This is a genomic window from Skermanella sp. TT6 (genome assembly GCF_016653635.2).
Classification (GTDB): Bacteria; Pseudomonadota; Alphaproteobacteria; order Azospirillales; family Azospirillaceae; genus Skermanella; species Skermanella cutis.
In genome coordinates this window covers 997,501-1,016,873 of sequence record NZ_CP067420.1, presented here as the reverse complement: position 1 = coordinate 1,016,873, position 19,373 = coordinate 997,501, and the positions used below count along the sequence as shown (strand labels likewise).

Sequence of the window (19,373 nt, the reverse complement as noted above, 5' to 3'; positions counted from 1 at the left end):
ACGCCGCCGGGTGTCAGCCCGCGCTTTCCAGCATGGCGCGGATCTTCGCCAGGAGGGTGCGGGCGTTGAAGGGTTTGCCCAGCACCTGGGTGCGCGGGCCGAGGATGCTCTCGTCAAGGGCGGCGTCGTGGGCGTAGCCGGTCAGGAACAGGACCGGCAGGTCGGGCCGGCGCAGGCGGGCGATCTCGGCCACCTGGCGGCCGTTCATGCCGGGAAGCCCGACATCGGTCGCCAGCAGGTCGATCTTCCCGTCCGCCTCCAGGACGGCCAGCGCCGCCTGGGGTTCGTGCGCCTCGACCACGCGGTAGCCCTGCCGTTCCAGCGACTGGACCAGCAGCATGCGCACGAGCCCCTCGTCCTCCAGGACGAGGATCGTCTCGCCGTCCCTGGCGCGCTTCGGTTCCGGCGGGACCGGTGCCGCCGTCGCCTCGGACGGGGCCTCGGACTGGGCGGCGCCGCGATGGCGCGGCAGGTAGAGCTTGACCGTGGTGCCCCTGCCCTCCTCGGAATAGATCGCGGCATGGCCGCCGGATTGGCGGGCGAAGCCGTAGAGCTGGCTGAGCCCCAGCCCCGTGCCCTGACCGATCGCCTTGGTGGTGAAGAACGGCTCGAATGCCCGGGCAGCCACGTCGCGCGGCATGCCGGTGCCGGTATCGGTCACCGACAGGCAGACATATTCCCCGGGCTCGAGCCCGAATTCGGCCGCGATATAGCTCCCGTCCAGGTTCGCGTTCGCCGTCTCGACGACCAGCCGGCCGCCGGTGGGCATGGCGTCGCGGGCGTTGATCACCAGGTTCAGCAGGGCGTTCTCCACCTGGTTGGCGTCCGCCCAGGTCCGCCACAGCCCGCCGGCCGCCACCGTCTCGACCCGGATCGCCTCGCCGACCGACCGCCGGATCAGCTCCCGCATGTCGCCGACCAGCGCGTTGAGGTCCAGGCTGACCGGAGCGAGGGGCTGGCGCCGGGCGAAGGCCAGCAGCCGCTGCGTCAGCGTCGCCGCCCGGTCGCCGGCCTGCATCGCGAAGCGGACGGGGCCCCGCAGGTCCTCGCGGTCCGACAGCCTGTCCTGCAGCATGTCCAGGTTGCCGAGGATCACCTGGAGCAGATTGTTGAAGTCGTGGGCGACGCCGCCGGTGAGCTGACCCACGGCTTCCATCTTCTGGGATTGGCGGAGCGCCTCCTCGGTGGAGCGGAGCGCGTCCAAGGCCTCGCGCTCGGCCGTCATGTCGCGGCCGACCGCGTGGATACGGGCTTCGTCGGGCACCGCCGTCCACGAGATCAGGCGGTAGGAGCCGTCCTTGTGACGGTAGCGGTTCTCGAACCGCAGCGTCACCAGCCCCCTGGCGAGGCGGCCGGCCTCCCCCTCGGTCGCGGCGCGGTCGTCGGGGTGGACCAGGTCGAGGAACGACAGGCTCAGCAGTTCGGCTTCGGTCCAGCCCAGCAGGGTCGTCCAAGCCGGGTTGACCGCGACGATCCGCCCGTCGAAGCCGGCGACCAGCATGACGTCGGTCGAGAGGCGCCACATGCGGTCGCGGTCGCGGGTCCGCTCGGCGACCTGCTGTTCGAGCGTTCGGTTCAGCAGGCGCAACGACGCCTCCGACCGGGCGCGCTCGGCCGCGGACCAGGTCCGGTCGGCGACCTCGCGGATCAGGGCCAGTTCCTCGCCCGTCCAGGCGCGCGGCGTCCGGTCATGGATGTAGAGCACTGCCGAGAGCCGCCCTTCTTCCATCAACGGGACGTTGACCATCGCCGAGACGTCGATCGCGCGCAGCGCCTCGGCATGGCCGGCCGTCCGGGGGTCCGCGGCGACGTCCGGGATGGCCAGCAGCTCTCCCCGGTGCAGGTCGTCGATGAAATTGCCGTAAAGGCTGAAATCATGGGTGCCGGCGATGCTCGCGACATGCCCGTCCGCCCAGGCGCGCTCGATCCGGACCTTGAGCCCGCTCGCATCGATCCTGCCGTATCCGGCACGGGAGACGCCGAGGGCCGTGCCCAGGATCTCCGCCGCCGTCTGGGCGATGGCGGCGGTATCTCTGAGGTCGCGCAGCCGGTCGCCCAGCTCGACCAGGCAGGCGGCACGCTCTCGCGCGCGGACCAGGTCAGTGACGTCGTTGCCGTCGATGAAGATGCCGGCGACCGTGCCGTCGCCGCGGGTGATCGGCTGCAGGACGAAGTCGACGAAATGCTCCTTCCCGCGGGAGCCGGCCTTCCGGCCGTCGGGATCCCGCTGGAACAGCAGGCGGAGCGCCCGCCCGACATAGGGCTCGCCGCTGGCGTAGACCTGGTCGAGCAGCCGCACGATGCCCTGCTCCTCCAGTTCCGGGATGGCCTGGCGGATCGGCTTGCCGATGATCTCGCGGTCGCCGACCAGGCGGCGGTAGGAGGCGTTCGCCAGTTCGTAGACGTGGCCCGGCTCGCGCAGCACGGCCATGAAGCTGGGCGCCTGCTCGAACAGGCGTCGCAGACGCCCGCTCTCCTCCGCCCTCTGGCGGTTCAACGCGCCGACCGCCCGCGCCCGCCCGATCGCTTCCCAGGTCCGCTCGACGACGCCGACCGCCAGCTCCGCGTCAGCCTCGGTCCAGGGGCGGGGGGCCGGCTCGTGCAGATAGAGGATGGCGGCGAGACGACCGCCCTTGACCAGCGGGACCGCCAGCATCGCCCGGATGGCGATCCCGGCGGATACCGCTTCGGCCGTCCGCGGGTCGGCGGCGAGGTCGTCGATCCGGAGCGTGCGTCCGGCCCGGAGATGGTCGACCACCTCGTCGCCGAGCACGTCGAGCGGGAACGAGCGTCCCGCCAGGCTCGGCATCCTGCCGTCGGTCCAGTCGCTCTCCACCGTGAAGGCCGGCCCGTCCCGGCCGATCTCGGCGTAGCCCGCGCGCGACGCCTTGAAATGCCGGCCGAGCATCTCCGCCACCACGGCCGCGATGTCCCCGGAGGTGTCGAGGGTGCGCAGCCGCTCGGCGAGGTCGAGCTGGAGCGTCAGGCGCCGCTTCGTCATGACCTCGCCCGTCGTCTCCATGCAGGCGCACAGGAAGCCGGCGACCTCCCCCGCCTCGTCGCGCAGCGGCGAGAAGGAGAAGGTGAACCAGGCGTCCTCCAGGACGCCGTTGCGGGTCATGGAAAGGTGGAAATCCTCGAACCAGATCGCCTCGCCCGCCAGGGCCCGTTCGGTCAGCAGCCGCAGGTCGTCCCAGATCTCCGCCCACAGGCGGGAGAAGGGCTGGCCCGGCTCCGCCGGGTGCTTGGCGCCCAGTAGCGGGATGTAGCTGTCGTTATGGAAGAAGAGGAGATCCGGCCCCCACGCCACGTACATCGGGTGGCGCGAGCTGAGCATGATGCCGACCGCCGTGCTGAGCGCCGCCGGCCAGTCGCGGGGCAGCCCGAGGGGCGAGGACGTCCAGTCGTGGGCGCGCAGGCGGGCGCCCATCTCGCCGCCGCCCGACAGGAAGCGCGGCGGCTCCCCGACGGCCGCCCCGCTCATGCGGCGGTCGCGCCGGTGGTGGCCATCCGGAGAGGAGCGGGTCGGGTCGGGATCGGGAAGGTCATGGCCGCACGCATGGTCTGGGTGAACGAGACCATAGGCCCGGCCCCTTGCCCGGCACAACCCTTCATGAGGGGAAGCGGGTCGACGCGATCAGGAGTGGCGCGCCGCTTCCGCCTGGTCCTGGTATTCGCCCATCTGGTTCTCGACCTTGGCCAAGTCCTCCGGAACGGGCTCGTTCCGGGTCTTGATCAGCGACAGGAGGACGGAACCGCCGATCAGCGCCGCGGTGACGCCGAGCGCCAGCGCGGTCGGCACCTTCCAGATGTCGATCAGCATCATCTTGGTCCCGATGAACACCAGCACCAGCGACAGCCCGTATTTCAGGTAGCTGAACCGGTGGATGATGCCGGCCAGCGCGAAATAGAGCGACCGCAATCCCAGGATCGCGAAGACGTTGGAGGTGTAGACGATGAACGGGTCGCTGGTCACCGCGAAGATCGCCGGCACGCTGTCGAGCGCGAACATCAGGTCGGTCGCCTCGATCATCACCAGCACGAGCAGCATCGGCGTCGCCAGGAGCAGCCCGTTGCGCCGCACGAAGAAGGCGGTGCCCTCGTAATTGTCGGTCATGCGGACGCGGGCACGGACGAAGCGGAGGATGCGGTTGTCGTCGAGGTTCTTCTCCTCGTCGGACGACAACAGCATCTTGATGCCGGTGAACAGCAGGAACGCGCCGAACAGGTAGATCGTCCAGTGGAACTGGTGGATCAGCGCCGTTCCGGCGAAGATCAGGGCCGCCCGCATGACCAGCGCGCCCATGATGCCCCAGAACAGGACCCTGTGCTGGTATTGGGGCGGCACGGCGAAGTGGCCGAAGATCATCGCCATGACGAAGATGTTGTCGACCGACAGGCTCCATTCGATCAGGTAGCCGGTCGTGAATTCCAGCCCCTTCTGCATCCCCATGAACCAGTAGATGCCGCCGTTGAAGGCGAAGGCGAGGGAGATGTAGCAGGAACTGGCGATCAGCGCCTCGCGGACGGTGATCTGACGGGGACGGCGGTTGAAGACGCCGAGGTCGAGTGCCAGGAGTACCAGGATGAAGGCGTTGAAGCCTATCCAAATCAAGGGTGATGTTTCCATCGGCCCCTCCAGATGCGGTCACGCCCGTCGGCGCAAAAGCAGAGGAAGGGATCCGACATCATAGGTGGCGACCCACCTACCAGAGGGGCCCGGATCCGGTTTCAACAACTGCCTAGCTCCGGCTGCTGCTGCTGTCAAGGTTGCCATCCCTCCCGTGGCATGCTTGATGATGGCGCATCATGAAGCCCGAAACATTGGGGGGAAAGAAAATGGCTTCCACGGAAAAGGTCGCGCTGGTCACCGGCGCCGGGACGGGAGTCGGCAGGGCCGTGTCCCTTGCGCTGCTGGAGGCGGGGTACTCCGTCGTCCTGGCGGGCCGCCGCCGGGAACCGCTGGAGGAGACCGCGGCGCAGGGCGCCCGGTTCGGCCGGCCCACGCTGGCGGTGCCGACCGACATCGGCGACCCGGCCTCGGTCGAGGCGCTTTTCGCGAAGACCAAGGAGACGTTCGGCCGGCTCGACCTGCTGTTCAACAATGCCGGCACCGGCGCCCCGGCGATCCCGCTGGAGGAACTGACCTTCGACCAGTGGAAGATGGTGGTGGACGCCAACCTGACCGGCGCGTTCCTGTGCACCCAGGGCGCCTTCCGGCTGATGAAGGACCAGCAGCCCCGCGGCGGCCGGATCATCAACAACGGCTCGATCTCGGCCACGACGCCCCGGCCCAACTCGGCGCCCTATACCGCGACCAAGCACGCGATCACCGGCCTGACCAAGTCCACCTCTCTGGACGGCCGGAAATACGACATCGCCTGCGGCCAGATCGACATCGGCAACGCCGCGACCGACATGACCGAGCGGATGAAGGAAGGCGTGCAGCAGGCCGACGGCTCGTTCGCGCCCGAGCCGCGGATGGACCCGCGGCACGTCGCGAACGCCGTGGTCCACATGGCCAGCCTGCCGCTGGAGGCCAACGTGCTGTTCATGACCGTGATGGCGACCAAGATGCCGTTCGTCGGCCGGGGCTGAGGCTTAGGTCGAGGCCGGGGCCGGAACCGGGCATCCGGGCCGGGGTCAGTCGACCCCGGCCAGCACGACCTGGGAATCAAGGCCCATGGTGGTCAGCGTGTTGGGCGTGACCGTGCCCGTCACCTGGAGGCCGCGGTCGCGCTGGAACCGCTCCAGCGCCGCCTGCGTGCTCTCGCCCCAGATGCCGTCCGTCTCCCCGGCATAGAGGCCGACCTGCTTCAGCCGGCCCTGGATGGTGCGGACCGCGTCGGTGGAGAGCGCCTTGCCCTGGACCTCCGCCGGGAGCGCCGCCGTGCCGGCGTCGGCGTCGAGCCCCAGCAGGTCGGCCGGCCGGATGCCCATGGTGGCGAGCGTCGCCTGGTTGAGGCCGTCGGTAACCTGGAGCCCGCGGCTGCGCTGGAAGTCCTCCAGGGCCTCCTGGCTGTCGCGGCCCCAGATGCCGTCCACCGCGCCCGTATAGGCGCCCAGCTCCTTCAGGCGGCGCTGGACCTCCTTTTGCCCCTGGGGCGACAGCGGCTGGGTGTAGCCGAGCGGCCGCGAGCCGTCGGAGGAAGTCTGGGCGAAGCCGGCGGGCGCGAAAGCGGCGGATGACAAGAGCACACCCGTGAACAGCAGTCCGATCCTTGCGTAGTGCTTCATCTCCAGCGTCCCCTGTCTTCGGGTTGTTTGCGCTGCGGCATCGATCGGCCGCGAGGTTTCACCCTCTACAACAGCGCTCGGCGGAATTACTCCCGCTCGGACACGATGGGCTTGCGGAACTACATACAGGCGAACGGCACGCCGGGCCGGGGGAGCCCGCCGCCGTGCCGATGCGGCGGACTGCGCGCGTTTGCGACAACGGAGCGCGGATCCGCGTAGAAATTCAGCTTGCCAGATACATAGGAGACAAGGCATTTCCTGCTCGCCGAAACCGGCGCGCGGCTTGCTCTCGGTCGGACCCTGGAAGGGCCGCGGGTTTCCGGCAGGGGCGCGTCGAGGCACTGCTTGAACTTTCGTGGAGAGAGCCACCATGTCTTCCATCGATCGGCTTATCGCCGGGTTCAAGGCGTTCCGGGTCTCGAATTTCGAGCACCGCCCCGAACTGTTCGAGCAGCTTGTCAGCCGCGGACAGGCGCCCGAGGTGCTGATGATCGCCTGCTCGGACTCGCGGGTCGATCCGGCCCTGCTGCTCAACGCCCAGCCGGGCGAGCTGTTCGTGGTGCGCAACGTCGCCAACCTGGTCCCGCCCTACGAGCCCGACGGCCGGCACCACGGCACCAGCGCGGCGCTGGAGTTCGCCGTCCGCGACCTGAAGGTCTCGCATATCGTGGTGCTGGGCCATTCCCGTTGCGGCGGCATGGCGGCGCTCCGCAACTCGGCGCTCGGCGAACGGTCCGACCGCGAGTTCATAGCGCCTTGGGTCTCGATCGCGGAGGAGGCCTGCCACTGCGCCGATGCCGGGACCCTGGCCGGCCCGGACGGCGCGCGGCTGGTGGAACAGGCCGCTCTCAAGGTCTCGCTGGCCAACCTGATGACCTTCCCGTGGGTACGCGACCGCGTCGAGTCCGGCGAGCTTCAGCTCCACGCCTGGTGGTTCAACCTGGAGAAGGGCGAGCTCTGGGCCGTCACCGACGATGCGGAGCCGCCGGCCCCCATCGCGTGAGGGCGGCCGGCCGTTCGGGAGCCGGTTTTTAGAAACCCAGCCGCTTCAGGTCGGCGATCGAGCCGGCGGCGCCGGTGTGAAGGATGAAGACCCCGCCCGCCGCTTCCCACGGGGCGCGGGTGCCGGCGCGGTCGTCCACCAGCACATGCCCCGGACCGGCATGGCGCGCCTTGTCGCGCGTCATGCAGGTGATGACCGGAACGTCGGCGCCCAGCATGGCCGCGACCCAGCGGCGCTTCTGCTCCGGCGCCCAGTCGCCCAGGGGCAGGCCGGTCAGGATCGTCGGGCCGTGGGGCTTGCAGAACTCCCACAGGACCTGGGCGTCGTGCATCATTTCCAGCGTGCCGTAGAAATCGGGCGCCTTGGCGAGCGCCTGCCACATGCGCTTCAGCGGCAACTGGTCCGGCCGCCTGCCGGTCACGGCCTCGACCCCGCGGTCGAAATCGGCCAGCACGCCGTCGAGGTCCAGGAAAAGCTTCATGTCGGTCGTACCCAGGCTTGCGAGTGTTCCGGAGCGCCGGGAGAGCCCGCCGCACGATCAGGAACATAGGCGGCCGGACGCCGTCACGCTATCGTGGGACGGAAACTCCCGGGAGGACGTCATGCCGATCCGCACCGCCGCCAGAGCCGCCGCGATGGTCCTTGCCTCCATCCTCGCCGCCGGCGGGGCGGCGGCCCAGACCGCGCCGCCGACCGCCCCGCCGATGGGCCATGGCAGCCATCATGCGGGCCACCATGGCTCCATGGCTGCATCGCCGGCGGGCGTAACCCCGGCCATGCCGGGGCAGGACGCCTTCGGCGCGATCCAGGAGATCGTCCGGATCCTCGACGCCGATCCGGCTACCGACTGGTCCAAGGTGGACATCGAGGCCTTGCGCCGGCACCTGATCGACATGAACGAGGTCACGCTCAACGCGACGGCCGTCGCGACGCCGGTGGAGGGCGGAGCGCGCTTCGAGGTTTCCGGCCAGGGCCGCACCCTGGAAGCGATCCGCCGCATGGTCCCCGCCCACGCCCGCGAGATCGACGGCATGGACGGCTGGACGGTTCGGGCGGAACCGGCGCCGACCGGCGTCGTGCTGACCGCGACCGCCGCCGATCCCCGGCAGGCCGCGAAAATCCGAGGGCTCGGCTTCATCGGCATCATGGCCCGGGGCAACCACCACCAGGCGCATCACCTCGCGATGGCGCGGGGGGAGTTCGGGCACAGATGCCACTGACCTAAGTCGGAGCGCACTACAGTGAGAGTATTGCCGCAGTTGCATGGCCTCAACGCAAGCGGCTTCCTGCCAAGCGGAGCTAATCAGCGATTGCCCGGTCTAGCGATTTAGGAGGCACCGACATAGGACTCGACCACATCGGTCGCACCGCGGAAGTAGATCTGTCCTGCCGATTTATCGGTCCTACAAGATATATTCCTTAGTTTACGGAATCTTCCTCTTACCTATCGGGATTGCCCAGGACAGTTTCAGGGCTGCGTTAACCGGTACCTGCACATCATCATGCAGGAGCCAATTGCTGATCATGCTCTTTGGTCCGCAGATTTAGAGCGTCTAGCAAAACCTTGATGAGAGGCTGACGCCGCCTATCTGACAGGCATGGCGAAACCCCTTGTCAGCGACGAGCTGTGGGCGGTCGTGGCGCCGCTGTTGCCGTCCCGTCCGCCCCGTCCGAAAGGCGGTCGGCCGCCGGTCGATGACCGGGCGGCGCTGACCGGCATCCTGTTCGTATTGCGAAGTGGCATTCCGTGGGAGATGCTGCCGCAGGAGATGGGCTGCGGCTCGGGCATGACCTGTTGGCGGCGACTGCGCGACTGGCAGGCCTCAGGGGTCTGGGAGAGGTTGCACTACGTTCTTCTGGACCGGCTGGGCAAGGCCAACGCGATCGATTGGAGCCGGGCGGCGCTGGACAGCGCGAGCGTCCCGGCAAAAAGAAGCTATGGGGCGAGCGACGAGGTCTGAGGCACCATCGTTGCGTTGACATTGATGGAGGAGCCCCATGTCCAAGCCCGACGACTTGTCCAAACCCCTCGTCGCTCTCGACCATGATAGCACGCTGGTGTGTGTAATCGAGATGAGTGGCACATCCTGGCTGGTGGCGGCGACGGTGCAGGGCGTGGATCGGCGCCCGCTGCAGAAGCTGCCGGTCAACCCGGCGCGCCTGCTCGCGCAGGTGGAGCGCTGGCGCCGGGAGGCGGCACGGACAGGCCGAACGATCATGCGCACAGTAGTGGCGTATGAATCTGGGCGCGATGGGTTCTGGCTGGCCCGGCTGCTGCGGGATCACGCGATAGAGGTTTATGTCATTCACGCCAGCAGCGTGGCGGTGTCGCGCGAGCAGCGGCGGGCCAAAACCGACCGGCTCGACACCGAGATGCTGATGCGCGCGCTGCTCGGCTGGCTGCGCGGTGAGCCGGGGCACTGCCGGATGGTGGCGATCCCGACGATTGCCCAAGAGGACGCACGACGACCGGGACGCGAGCGCGAGGGGCTGGTCGCTGAGCGAACCCGATTGACGAACACGATCAAGGCAGAACTGGCGCTGTGGGGCATCCAGGGCTTCAAGCCGGGCCTGAGGAAGGCGGCGGAGCATCTGGAGGCCCTGCGCACGGACGAGGGCGAGCCGCTGCCGCCGAATACCCTGGCCCGGCTACACCGGCTGCTGAAGCGGCGCACCTTGATCAGCGATCAGATCAAAGCCATTGAACTGGCCACCACCCAGGCGATCGAGCGCGATCCGACCGGGCCGAACGCGATGATCCTGCTGCTGGCCCGGATCAAGGGCATCGGCCTGGAAACGGCCCAGATGCTGGTCCACGAGGTACTGTCGCGCAATCTACGCGATCGACGCGCGGTGGCTCGCTATGCTGGTCTGACCGGCACGCCGGATGAGAGCGGCTCGAAGCGCCGGGAGAAGGGGATCAGCAAGGCAGGCAACCCACGGGTGCGCTGTGGCCTGATCCAGCTGGCCTGGCGCTTCCTGATGTTCCAGCCCGACGCCGCTCTGATCCAGTGGTACCGCGAGCGGACCGCTGGCGGCAAGGGTGCCATCAAGAAGACGATGATCGTGGCGCTGGCGCGCAAGCTGTTGATCGCACTGTGGAATTATGCCGCCGCTGGGGTGATGCCGGAGGGTGTCGTCCTCAAGGAGGCGTGAGCCGACCAATCCGTCCCCGGGAGCGCGCCGGAGACTTCGAAGCATGGCCGACCGGTCAGTCCGGTGGACCTTGCCTTCCGAGGTGGGTGGTGCACCGAAGCCCCCTGTACCCTTCACGGGTCGAATGGTCAGCGGTATCATAGCGCCGTTGACTGATCGGGCCGATCCGCCGGGAGCAACCTTTTGCCCCCTGTGTCACGAACACCTGGGGGGGACGCGTGCCCCGGCGGCAGGCCGCGGCTGAGGCCCAGTGGGGAGTCAGCGCCAAGCGAGCGCCAGTACAGGGGTGGATCCAGGCTGCGGCGGCCCATTTGGATGGGAGCCCTTGAATGAGTGAGATGTTCGACTGGTATGTCGGCATCGACTGGGCGAGCGAGGTTCATCAGGTCTGCCTGGTCGATGATCGTGGCGTGGTACGCGGGGAGCGCGCGGTGCGCCACAGTGGCGAGGAACTGGCCGGTCTGGCGGCTTGGCTGATCGAGACCACGGGCGCCGCTCCGGAACGCATCGGCATTGGCATCGAACTGCCCCACGGTCCGGTCGTGGAGAGCCTGATGGAACGCGGCTTCGCGGTGCACGCCATCAATCCCAAGCAACTCGACCGCTTCCGGGACCGATTTTCAGTTTCCGGAGCCAAGGACGACCGGCGCGATGCCCGGGTGTTGGGCGACAGCCTGCGCACCGATACCCGCTGCTTCCGGCGCCTGAGGCGGGATGAGCCCAGAATGATCGAACTGCGCGAACGGCTGCGCATGACCGAGGAGTGTAAGCACGAGCGCGTTCGCCTGACCAATCGGATGCGCGAGCAGCTCTGGCGCTATTACCCGCAGATTCTGGACCTATCCGACGATCTGTCGGCGGCATGGTTGCTGGATCTTTGGGCGCTGGCGCCAACGCCGGCCAAGGCGCGCCGGGTGCGCGAGAGCACGATCGCCAAGCTGCTGAGGAAGCATCGGATTCGCCGGCTCGACGCCGCCGAAGTGGTGCGACGCCTGCGTCGTCCGGCGCTGACGGTGGCGTCCGGCACGGTCGAGGCGGCGAGCGCCCATGTCGGCGCTTTGCGCGACCGGCTGCGCCTCGTCAACCGCCAGATCTCGGCGGCCGAGCGGCGGGTCGACCAGATCCTGACCGAGTTGGCGGCCTCTCCAGAGGAACCGGAGGCGGTGCCGGGGCAGCCGCCACAGCAGAGCGACGTGACGATCCTGCGCTCCTTGCCGGGGGTTGGGAGGATCGTCTGCGCCACTCTGCTGGTCGAGGCCGGCGAGCCCCTGAAGGCGGGTGACCATCAAGCCCTGCGGGCGCTGGCCGGCGTGGCGCCGGTGACCCGGCGTAGTGGCAAGAGTTGCATCGTGCTGATGCGTCAGGCCTGTTGCCAGCGTCTGCGCGACGCAGTCTATCATTGGAGCCGTGTCGCGGTCCAATGCGACGCCACCTGCAAGGTGCGCTATCAAGCCCTGCGCAAAGCCGGCCACAGTCATGGCCGGGCGTTGCGCACGGTCGGCGACCGGCTGCTGGAAACCGCTTGCGCCATGTTGCGTGGCCGCGGCTTGTACGACCCGCAACGCGCCGGGCGGACACGCCAAGCCGCCTGAAGCAAGCCTCTGAAACTGGGCGGAGGTGATACTGTCCCTTACATCCGATGGAGGCGGCGCTTCCGGCGGAACGGCACGAGTCAAGCCCGTGCCGCCATCGGCGGTGACCCGCAGGGTCAGGCTTGACGCGTGTCGGGCCGTCGGGAACCATAATCATCGGACGTAAGGGGCACCCCCAGACACTACTCGGATCATTGACAAGCGGTGGGGAGTCCCCCTATGGGCCGCAAGCCGACAAAAAGACTGGTCCCACCCTCCCGGGAGCCTCGCATCCGATGCGCATGACGCATCATGGTCTCCGGTTGCGTGCCGGACCGAATACAAGGTTGTTGGATCGAGCAGCGGTCCACGGACGCGAGAACTCCGCCTTGGAACGGCTGACCCGCCAAACTGGACAGTCATCAGAGCCCAACCATCCAAGCGTGACACGGGTGTCGGCTGTAGCGCGACAATCTAGTGCATTGACGCCGACAAGGGATTCACACAAGGGCGGCATTGTGCGAGTCTGGGGTCATGGCCCAGACAGTCAGCGTCATCGTCAGCCCTGAGGACCGCGCGCGGTTGGCCGCCGTCATCGGGGACCGCAGCCGCCCGCTCAAACACACGCAGCGGGCCCGTATCGTGCTTCTGTCGGCGGATCGGCTGCCGGTCCTGGAAATCGCCCGGCAGACCGGGGTAATCCGCCCCTCGGTTTGGCGCTGGCAGCGTCGCTTCGCCGAGAAGGGCGTGGACGTGCTGCTGCGCGAACCCAGCCGCAAGCCGGGCAAGGCTCCGGTCCCGGAGGAGACGGTTCGGCGGATCGTCGCCCTGACCTGCGCGGAACCGCCCGGAACGGCGACCCACTGGACCGGGCGGGCGATGGCCGAGGCGGTCGGTCTGAGCCTGCGCACAATCCAGCGGATCTGGGAGGCGCATCGGCTCCAGCCCCACCGCATCCGCACCTTCAAGCGGTCCAACGATCCGGCCTTCGCCGCCAAGGTCGAGGATGTCGTCGGCCTCTACATGGACCCACCCGCCCACGCGGTGGTCATATCCATCGACGAGAAATCGCAGATCCAGGCGCTCGACCGCACCCAGCCGGGACTGCCGCTGAAGCCGGGGAAATGCGCAACCATGACCCACGACTACAAGCGCCACGGCACCACCACCCTGTTCGCGGCCCTGAACGTGCTGGACGGCACCGTGGTCGGCCGCTGCATGAGCCAGCACCGTCATCAGGAGTTCATCAAGTTCCTCAACGCCGTCGAGCGCGCCGTTCCGGCGGGCAGGATCGTCCATGCCATCCTGGACAACTACGCCACCCACAAGCACCCGAAGGTGCAGGTCTGGCTGGCCGATCACCCGCGTTGGGTTTTCCATTACACGCCCACCTCGGCGTCCTGGCTGAACGCCGTCGAGGGCTTCTTCTCGACCCTGACCAGCAAGCGCCTGAAGCGTGGCGTCTTCACCTCCGTCCCCCAACTGGAGGACGCGATCCGCCGCTTCATCAAGGAGCATAACGGCAAGGCAAAACCCTTCGTCTGGACCAAGCCCGCCGAGACCATCCTGGAAAAGCTCAGGCGCCTTCCCGCTGCATCCCTTCAATGAGTCGCTGCACTAGATGAAGAGAGCGGCGATCAGGATAAGAATGCCTAAGGTCGCGGCGTCAGGATGATTGACGCTGATCGGGCTGGATTTCAAGTGTCCTGTCGTGGAGCGTCAATCAAGTTCGCGTTGATTGACGCTCGGGACGGCGGCCGTCCAGGTCCGCGTTTTCGTTCCAGTGCGACCCTTCGACGATAGCTCTCCACGTTCATCTCGAAGATGGTGGCGTGGTGGACGAGCCGGTCGATGGCGGCCAGGGTCATGGCTTGGTTGGGGAAGATGCCGCCCCAGTCGCCGAACGGCTGGTTCGCCGTGATCAGCAATGACCGCCGCTCGTACCGGGTTCCAATCAGTTCAAACAGGACGCTTGTCTCCGCCTGGTCCTTGGCAACGTAGGCGAAGTCGTCGAGGATCAGGAGGTGATACTTGTCCAGCTTGGCGAGAGCGGACTCCAGAGCCAGATCCCGCCTGGCGATCTGAAGCTTCTGGACCAGGTCGGTGGTTCGGGCGAACAGGACGCGCCAGCCATTCTCCACCAGGGCGTAGCCGATCGCGGCCGCCAAGTGCGACTTGCCGCCGCCGGCCGGACCGAACAGGATCAGGTTGGCGCCTTTTTCCAGCCAGCTGTCGCCGGCGACGAGGGCCATCACCTGGGCCTTGCCGACCATCGGGACCGCCTCGAACTCGAAGCTCTCCAGGGTCTTGCCCGGAGGCAGCCTGGCCTCGTCGAGATGACGCTCGATCCGGCGGCGGGAGCGCTCGGCGATCTCGTGCTCGGTCAGGGCGGCCAGGAACCGGGCGGCGGGCCAGCCTTCCTTGTCGGCCCGGTCGGCGAAGTCCGGCCAGATCACCTTGATGGCCGGCAGGCGCAGGTCGCCCAGGGCCAGCGACAGGCGGGCGGTGTCGATGGGATCGGTCGCACTCATGCCGCGGCTCCATGCACGAGTTCGTCGTAGACGCTCAGCGGCACGAGATCGACGACGACACCGGTGACCGGCGCCCCGCCGAGCGACCAAAGCGCGTTCTGCAGCCCTTCGGCCAGGGCGACGAAGCTCTCGCCGCCCAGGATGACATGGGCGTGCTGCCAGCCGGAATAGGCCAGGCGGAAGTGGAAGAGACGGTGATCGAGCGGCTGCCCGGCAACGGACACGGCGGCGTCGCCCATGTCCGTGAAGTCCGACAACCCCATCTTGCCCGGCTCATGGTGCTGCCGGAAGATGACGTCCTGGTCCGGACCGTTGACGGCCCGCCAGGCCCGGATGCGGCGCTCCAGCGTTCGGCGGACCTTCTCGCTCAGGTCCGGATGCCGCCGGCGCATCTCGGCGAACACGGCGATCGAGCGCAGGCCCGGAGCGGCTTTGAGCATCGGCACCACCTCGCTGTCCCAGATCCCGGCCAGCGGATCCGGGCGGCGCCGGCCGCGGGGTAGGATCTTCTGCGAGGATGGTCGGGGGTCCTGCTCGATGCGGTAGGCGGTTGACGTGCTGAACCCGGCCTTGGCCGCAGCGACGGCGGGAATGTTGGTTTGTCGGTTTTTCATGTAAAGGCTCACTTGGCGGTCGGTGATGTGTGTGCCCGGCAAGATCGCGGTTCCTCATTGGCGTGAAGATCCTCGATCCTGGCCGCATTCACCGCTTCCGTCAGCGACGTCCTTTTCCAGGAAAGGATGTCGGTGTCGCGGTCGTGACTACGGTCGGGCTACGCCCGCCCTCCGTCACGACCGCGACATTCCATTCCGACCCTGATTGACGCTCTTCCTATCCTGATTGTCGGGCCATAATCTGGTCCGGGAACGGCCGCTGCTGCTGGCGGGGCAACCAGCCAGCGACCGGCTGTGGATCATCTGGGAAGGCCGGCCGCTGACGGCGCATTGCTGCCGTACCCAAGTCGCGCGGATCACCCGCCTTCGGCTGGGCGTCCGGCTCACGCCGCACCTGTTCCGCGACTGCGTCGCCTCGACGATTGCCGAGCACGATCCGGAACACTACGGCATCATCGCCCGCATACTCGGTCACCAGACGCTCCAGACCGCCTATGACCACTACATCCATACCGGCACCGCCCGCGCCGCCCGGTCGCACCAGGACTACATCGCCGCCCTGCGGTCGGTCGTAGCCGATCAGGGGCGTTAAACATGCGCGCCGTGTCTATGCCCGCTACTCGTCTGACCGGCAGAGCGAAGCCTCGATCGAGGACCAGGTCGAGGTCTGCCGCCGCCTGATCGAGCGTCAGGGCTGGCAGCTTGGTGTCGTCTACTCTGATCGGGCGATCAGCGGCGGCAGCGCCGTGCGTCCCGGATATCAGAAGCTGCTGCGCGATCTGCCCGGCGGACGCTTCGATGTCGTTGTGATCGAGGCGCTCGACCGCCTGGGCCGGCGCCTGTCCGACGTCGCCGCCCTGCATGACGATCTGGCATTCCGGGGCGTGCGGCTGTGGTCGGCCTCGATGGGCGAGTTGACGCCGCTGCACATCGGCATCCTTGGCACCATGGCCCAGCACTACCTTTCGGACCTACGTGACAAGACCCGACGCGGCCAACTCGGCCGGGTTCTGCAGGGCCGCATCGCCGGCAGCAACGCCTACGGCTATGACGTGATCAACGATGCTGACGGTGCCGGCGGGCGCCGAATCAACGAGGCTCAGGCCGAGGTTGTACGCCGGATCTTCCGCATGTATGCCGCGGGCGAGAGCCCGCGGACCATCGCGCGCAGGCTCAACGCCGATCGGGTTCACGGGCCGGGTGGTCGCTCCTGGCAGGACACCACGATCCGCGGCCAGGTCGAGCGCGGCACCGGCCTCCTCAACAATGAGCTTTACGCCGGGCTCTATGTGTGGAACCACTGCAGCTACGTGAAGGATCCCAGGACGGGCAAGCGGGCGGCACGGCCCAATCCGCCCGAGCAGTGGGAGAGCGTCGCGGTGCCGGACTTGCGCATCGTCGATGAAGTCTTGTGGCTGGCGGTCAAGGCGCGCCAGCAGGAGGTGGGCTTCAGGATGGCACGGGACGACAGCGGCAACGCGCTCAACCGGGCGCACCGGCGCAAATACATGCTGAGCGGGCTGCTGGAATGCGGCGTGTGCGGCGGCGGCTACACGATCATGGGCAAGGAGCGGTACGGCTGCGCCGGGCACCGCAACAAGGGCACCTGCGCCAACGACCGGACGATCAGCCGCCAGGAGATCGAGGGGCGGGTGCTGACGGCGCTCCGGCAGTCCCTGCTCGCCCCAGAGTTGTTCGAGGAGTTCGCCCGAACCTTCCAGGAAGAGGTCAACCGCCGGAACAAGGAGGCGGTCGGCCAGCGCGCCCAGGTCGAGGCAGAGCTGAAGCAGGTGGAGCGCAAGATCGATCAGATCGTGCGAGCAGTCGAGGACGGCCTGTATCAGGCGTCAATGAAGACGCGTCTGGTCGAACTGGAGCAGGAGAAGGCTCGGCTGGGAAATGTGCTGGCGGACACCGACGCCCCCTTCCCGATCAGCCTGCACCCCAACCTGCCGGCACTCTACCGGCGCAAGGTGGAGGATCTCGAGAAACTGCTGATCGATCCGGAACTGGCGGCGGAGGCGATGCAGGCAATCGCCGCATTGATCCGGCGCGTGGTGCTGACGCCGCGCGCCAATGCGCTTGGACTGGACGCCGTGCTCCTCGGCGATCTCGCCGAGATCCTGGCGCTATGCGCCGATGCCGGACCGAACGAAAGACGCCCGGCCGTGGGTACGGCCGGGCGTCAAGTGTCGGTGGTTGCGGGGGCAGGATTTGAACCTGCGACCTTCAGGTTATGAGCCTGACGAGCTACCGGGCTGCTCCACCCCGCGTCAGAGCGACGGACATGCGGGAGAATTCGTGACGGTTTGCTTGTCCTTGAAGTACACGGGCGATTGGTGGACCTGGCGGCGACCTACTCTCCCACGTCTTGAGACGCAGTACCATTGGCGCGGAGGGTTTTCACGGCCGAGTTCGGGATGGGATCGGGTGCGGGCCCCTCGCTATGACCACCAAGTCGACCAAGCGCCCGGGTGCTTCGAGGTAAGTGATGAGGATGTGTGATGCGTCTTCGACGGATGCTTGTTGTGCGGGCTTTCTGCTGCGCATGACGCGCGCAGTCGGGATCAAGCCGCTCGAGCGATTAGTAAGGCTTAGCTTCACGCGTTGCCGCGCTTCCACACGCCTCCTATCGACGGGATGGTCTATCCCGGCTCTAAGGGGAGTGCTTGTTTTGAGGGGGGTTTCCCGCTTAGATGCTTTCAGCGGTTATCCCGTCCGCACTTAGCTACCCGGCGATGCGGCTGGCGCCACAACCGGTACACCAGAGGTGCGTCCATCCCGGTCCTCTCGTACTAGGGACAGCGCCTCTCAGCACTCCGACACCCACGGCAGATAGGGACCGAACTGTCTCACGACGTTCTAAACCCAGCTCACGTACCACTTTAATCGGCGAACAGCCGAACCCTTGGGACCTGCTCCAGCCCCAGGATGTGATGAGCCGACATCGAGGTGCCAAACCTCCCCGTCGATGTGGACTCTTGGGGGAGATCAGCCTGTTATCCCCGGCGTACCTTTTATCCGTTGAGCGATGGCCCTTCCACGCGGGACCACCGGATCACTATGGCCGACTTTCGTCTCTGCTCGACTTGTCGGTCTCGCAGTCAGGCTGGCTTATGCCATTGCACTCGTCGAGCGATTTCCGACCGCTCTGAGCCAACCTTCGCGCGCCTCCGTTACTCTTTGGGAGGCGACCGCCCCAGTCAAACTCCCCGCCATGCAGGGTCCCGGCTCCCGGTTCAGGGAGCGCGGTTAGATGCCAGAGATCCCAAGGGTGGTATTTCAAGGATGGCTCCGCGCAAGCTGGCGCCTGCGGTTCATAGCCTCCCACCTATCCTACACATGGGAACCCTGGCACCACTGCAAAGCTGGAGTAAAGGTGCACGGGGTCTTTCCGTCTGACCGCGGGTACTCCGCATCTTCACGGAGAATTCAATTTCGCTGAGTTGGTGTTGGAGACAGCGGGGAAGTCGTTACGCCATTCGTGCAGGTCGGAACTTACCCGACAAGGAATTTCGCTACCTTAGGACCGTTATAGTTACGGCCGCCGTTTACCGGGGCTTCAGTTCGGAGCTTGCACCCCTCCCTTTAACCTTCCGGCACCGGGCAGGCGTCAGACCCTATACGTCGTCATGCCAGACTTCGCAGAGCCCTGTGTTTTTAGTAAACAGTCGCCACCCCCTGGTCTGTGCCCCCCGCCCCCGCTTGCGCGGGAACGGGGCCCTCTTCTCCCGAAGTTACGAGGGTAATTTGCCGAGTTCCTTCAACACCATTCTCTCAAGCGCCTGGGTATGCTCTACCTGTCCACCTGTGTCGGTTTCGGGTACGGTCTGTATGGCAGGGCTGTTTCCAGGAACCCCTCCAGCGCACGGCCAATCCGATAAGGCCGTACGCACTTCGGGATTCGTCACCTCTGCCAGGCCCTGGAATATTAACCAGGTTCCCATCGACTACGCCTTTCGGCCTCGCCTTAGGGGCCGGCTCACCCTGCGCGGATTAACCGTGCGCAGGAACCCTTGGACTTCCGGCGAGAGTGTTTCTCACACTCTTTGTCGCTACTCATGTCAGCATTCTCACTTCCGATACCTCCAGATGGCCTCGCGGACATCCTTCGCAGGCTTACGGAACGCTCCGCTACCGCGCTGGGATCGAAGATCCCGGCACCCGCAGCTTCGGTGGGTGGCTTGAGCCCCGGTACATTTTCGGCGCAGGCCGGCTTGTCTAGACCAGTGAGCTATTACGCTTTCTTTAAAGGATGGCT

General features: G+C 67.0%; 14 protein-coding genes, 1 tRNA gene, 2 rRNA genes and 3 pseudogenes (1 of these 20 running past the window's edge). 10 read left to right on the top strand and 10 right to left on the bottom strand.

The features are described from left to right. Positions 1 to 13: 13 nt before the first annotated feature. Together IGS68_RS04730 and IGS68_RS04725 are read right to left on the bottom strand one after the other, a co-directional pair. On the bottom strand, positions 14 to 3,484 hold the full coding sequence (locus IGS68_RS04730; protein WP_201077717.1) for a GAF domain-containing protein: 3,471 nt from the start codon (positions 3,482 to 3,484) through the stop codon (positions 14 to 16). Positions 3,485 to 3,637: 153 nt separating this feature from the next. After that, the gene (locus IGS68_RS04725) at positions 3,638 to 4,615 is read right to left on the bottom strand and encodes a TerC family protein (protein WP_371821884.1); all 978 of its coding nucleotides are present in this window, start codon (positions 4,613 to 4,615) and stop codon (positions 3,638 to 3,640) included. 224 nt (positions 4,616 to 4,839) lie between these two features. Between IGS68_RS04725 and IGS68_RS04720 the strand changes: the two genes are divergently transcribed. After that, positions 4,840 to 5,598, top strand: coding sequence for an SDR family oxidoreductase (locus tag IGS68_RS04720; protein WP_201077713.1), 759 nt, complete (start codon positions 4,840 to 4,842; stop codon positions 5,596 to 5,598). A gap of 45 nt (positions 5,599 to 5,643) precedes the next feature. Here the strand turns inward: IGS68_RS04720 and IGS68_RS04715 are convergent, their stop codons facing one another. Then, entirely contained in the window at positions 5,644 to 6,237 is a 594-nt protein-coding gene (locus IGS68_RS04715) for a peptidoglycan-binding domain-containing protein (protein ID WP_201077711.1), read from the bottom strand. 370 nt (positions 6,238 to 6,607) lie between these two features. Here IGS68_RS04715 and IGS68_RS04710 point away from each other — a divergent pair, with 370 nt between their 5' ends. Continuing rightward, positions 6,608 to 7,240 (top strand): carbonic anhydrase, encoded by a 633-nt coding sequence (locus IGS68_RS04710; RefSeq protein ID WP_201077709.1) that lies wholly within the window; start codon positions 6,608 to 6,610, stop codon positions 7,238 to 7,240. Between the two features lie 28 nt (positions 7,241 to 7,268). Here IGS68_RS04710 and IGS68_RS04705 read toward each other — a convergent pair whose 3' ends face one another. Next, positions 7,269 to 7,721 (bottom strand): HAD family hydrolase, encoded by a 453-nt coding sequence (locus IGS68_RS04705; RefSeq protein WP_201077707.1) that lies wholly within the window; start codon positions 7,719 to 7,721, stop codon positions 7,269 to 7,271. Between the two features lie 121 nt (positions 7,722 to 7,842). Here IGS68_RS04705 and IGS68_RS04700 point away from each other — a divergent pair, with 121 nt between their 5' ends. The 5 genes and pseudogenes from IGS68_RS04700 (at position 7,843) to IGS68_RS04680 (ending at position 13,575) form a co-directional block, all read left to right on the top strand. Next, positions 7,843 to 8,460 (top strand): hypothetical protein, encoded by a 618-nt coding sequence (locus tag IGS68_RS04700; protein ID WP_201077706.1) that lies wholly within the window; start codon positions 7,843 to 7,845, stop codon positions 8,458 to 8,460. A 378-nt stretch (positions 8,461 to 8,838) separates the two neighbouring features. Continuing rightward, a pseudogene (locus IGS68_RS04695) lies at positions 8,839 to 9,174 on the top strand (IS5 family transposase); the annotation flags it as partial. 64 nt (positions 9,175 to 9,238) lie between these two features. Beyond that, complete coding sequence (locus tag IGS68_RS04690; protein ID WP_201077704.1) at positions 9,239 to 10,396, top strand: IS110 family RNA-guided transposase; 1,158 nt, start codon at positions 9,239 to 9,241, stop codon at positions 10,394 to 10,396. Between the two features lie 329 nt (positions 10,397 to 10,725). Continuing rightward, the gene (locus IGS68_RS04685) at positions 10,726 to 11,988 is read left to right on the top strand and encodes an IS110 family RNA-guided transposase (RefSeq protein WP_201070323.1); all 1,263 of its coding nucleotides are present in this window, start codon (positions 10,726 to 10,728) and stop codon (positions 11,986 to 11,988) included. A 513-nt stretch (positions 11,989 to 12,501) separates the two neighbouring features. Continuing rightward, on the top strand, positions 12,502 to 13,575 hold the full coding sequence (locus IGS68_RS04680; RefSeq protein ID WP_201077702.1) for an IS630 family transposase: 1,074 nt from the start codon (positions 12,502 to 12,504) through the stop codon (positions 13,573 to 13,575). An 89-nt stretch (positions 13,576 to 13,664) separates the two neighbouring features. On the opposite strand, the gene istB is transcribed toward IGS68_RS04680, so the two are convergent. Continuing rightward, the gene (gene istB / locus IGS68_RS04675; protein ID WP_201077700.1) at positions 13,665 to 14,498 is read right to left on the bottom strand and encodes an IS21-like element helper ATPase IstB; all 834 of its coding nucleotides are present in this window, start codon (positions 14,496 to 14,498) and stop codon (positions 13,665 to 13,667) included. A 68-nt stretch (positions 14,499 to 14,566) separates the two neighbouring features. Next, positions 14,567 to 15,154, bottom strand: a pseudogene (locus tag IGS68_RS04670) (IS21 family transposase); the annotation flags it as partial. Between the two features lie 184 nt (positions 15,155 to 15,338). Here IGS68_RS04670 and IGS68_RS04665 point away from each other — a divergent pair. Both IGS68_RS04665 and IGS68_RS35365 read left to right on the top strand, forming a co-directional pair. Continuing rightward, positions 15,339 to 15,704 carry a hypothetical protein gene (locus IGS68_RS04665; protein ID WP_201077698.1) on the top strand — a complete coding sequence of 122 codons (366 nt, stop codon included), beginning with the start codon at positions 15,339 to 15,341 and terminating at the stop codon, positions 15,702 to 15,704. Further along, positions 15,691 to 16,074: pseudogene (locus tag IGS68_RS35365) on the top strand (recombinase family protein); the annotation flags it as partial. The gene IGS68_RS04665 and the pseudogene IGS68_RS35365, both read left to right, overlap by 14 nt. A gap of 9 nt (positions 16,075 to 16,083) precedes the next feature. Here IGS68_RS35365 and IGS68_RS35360 read toward each other — a convergent pair. Continuing rightward, positions 16,084 to 16,305: a hypothetical protein gene (locus tag IGS68_RS35360; protein WP_247881173.1), complete on the bottom strand. Its 222-nt coding sequence runs from the start codon at positions 16,303 to 16,305 to the stop codon at positions 16,084 to 16,086. On the opposite strand from IGS68_RS35360, the gene IGS68_RS04660 reads away from it, so the two are divergent. After that, a complete protein-coding gene (locus IGS68_RS04660; protein ID WP_247881348.1) occupies positions 16,243 to 17,352 on the top strand; it encodes a recombinase family protein in 1,110 nt (369 codons plus the stop codon). The two genes, IGS68_RS35360 and IGS68_RS04660, sit on opposite strands and share 63 nt — an antisense overlap. Here the strand turns inward: IGS68_RS04660 and IGS68_RS04655 are convergent. The 3 genes from IGS68_RS04655 to IGS68_RS04645 all read right to left on the bottom strand — a co-directional run. Continuing rightward, positions 17,309 to 17,385 (bottom strand) — tRNA-Met (locus IGS68_RS04655). The genes IGS68_RS04660 and IGS68_RS04655 overlap by 44 nt on opposite strands. A 70-nt stretch (positions 17,386 to 17,455) precedes the next feature. Further along, positions 17,456 to 17,570 (bottom strand): 5S ribosomal RNA (gene rrf, locus IGS68_RS04650). Positions 17,571 to 17,675: 105 nt separating this feature from the next. Further along, positions 17,676 to 19,373: ribosomal RNA gene (locus IGS68_RS04645) — 23S ribosomal RNA — on the bottom strand; it runs 1,068 nt beyond the window's last position.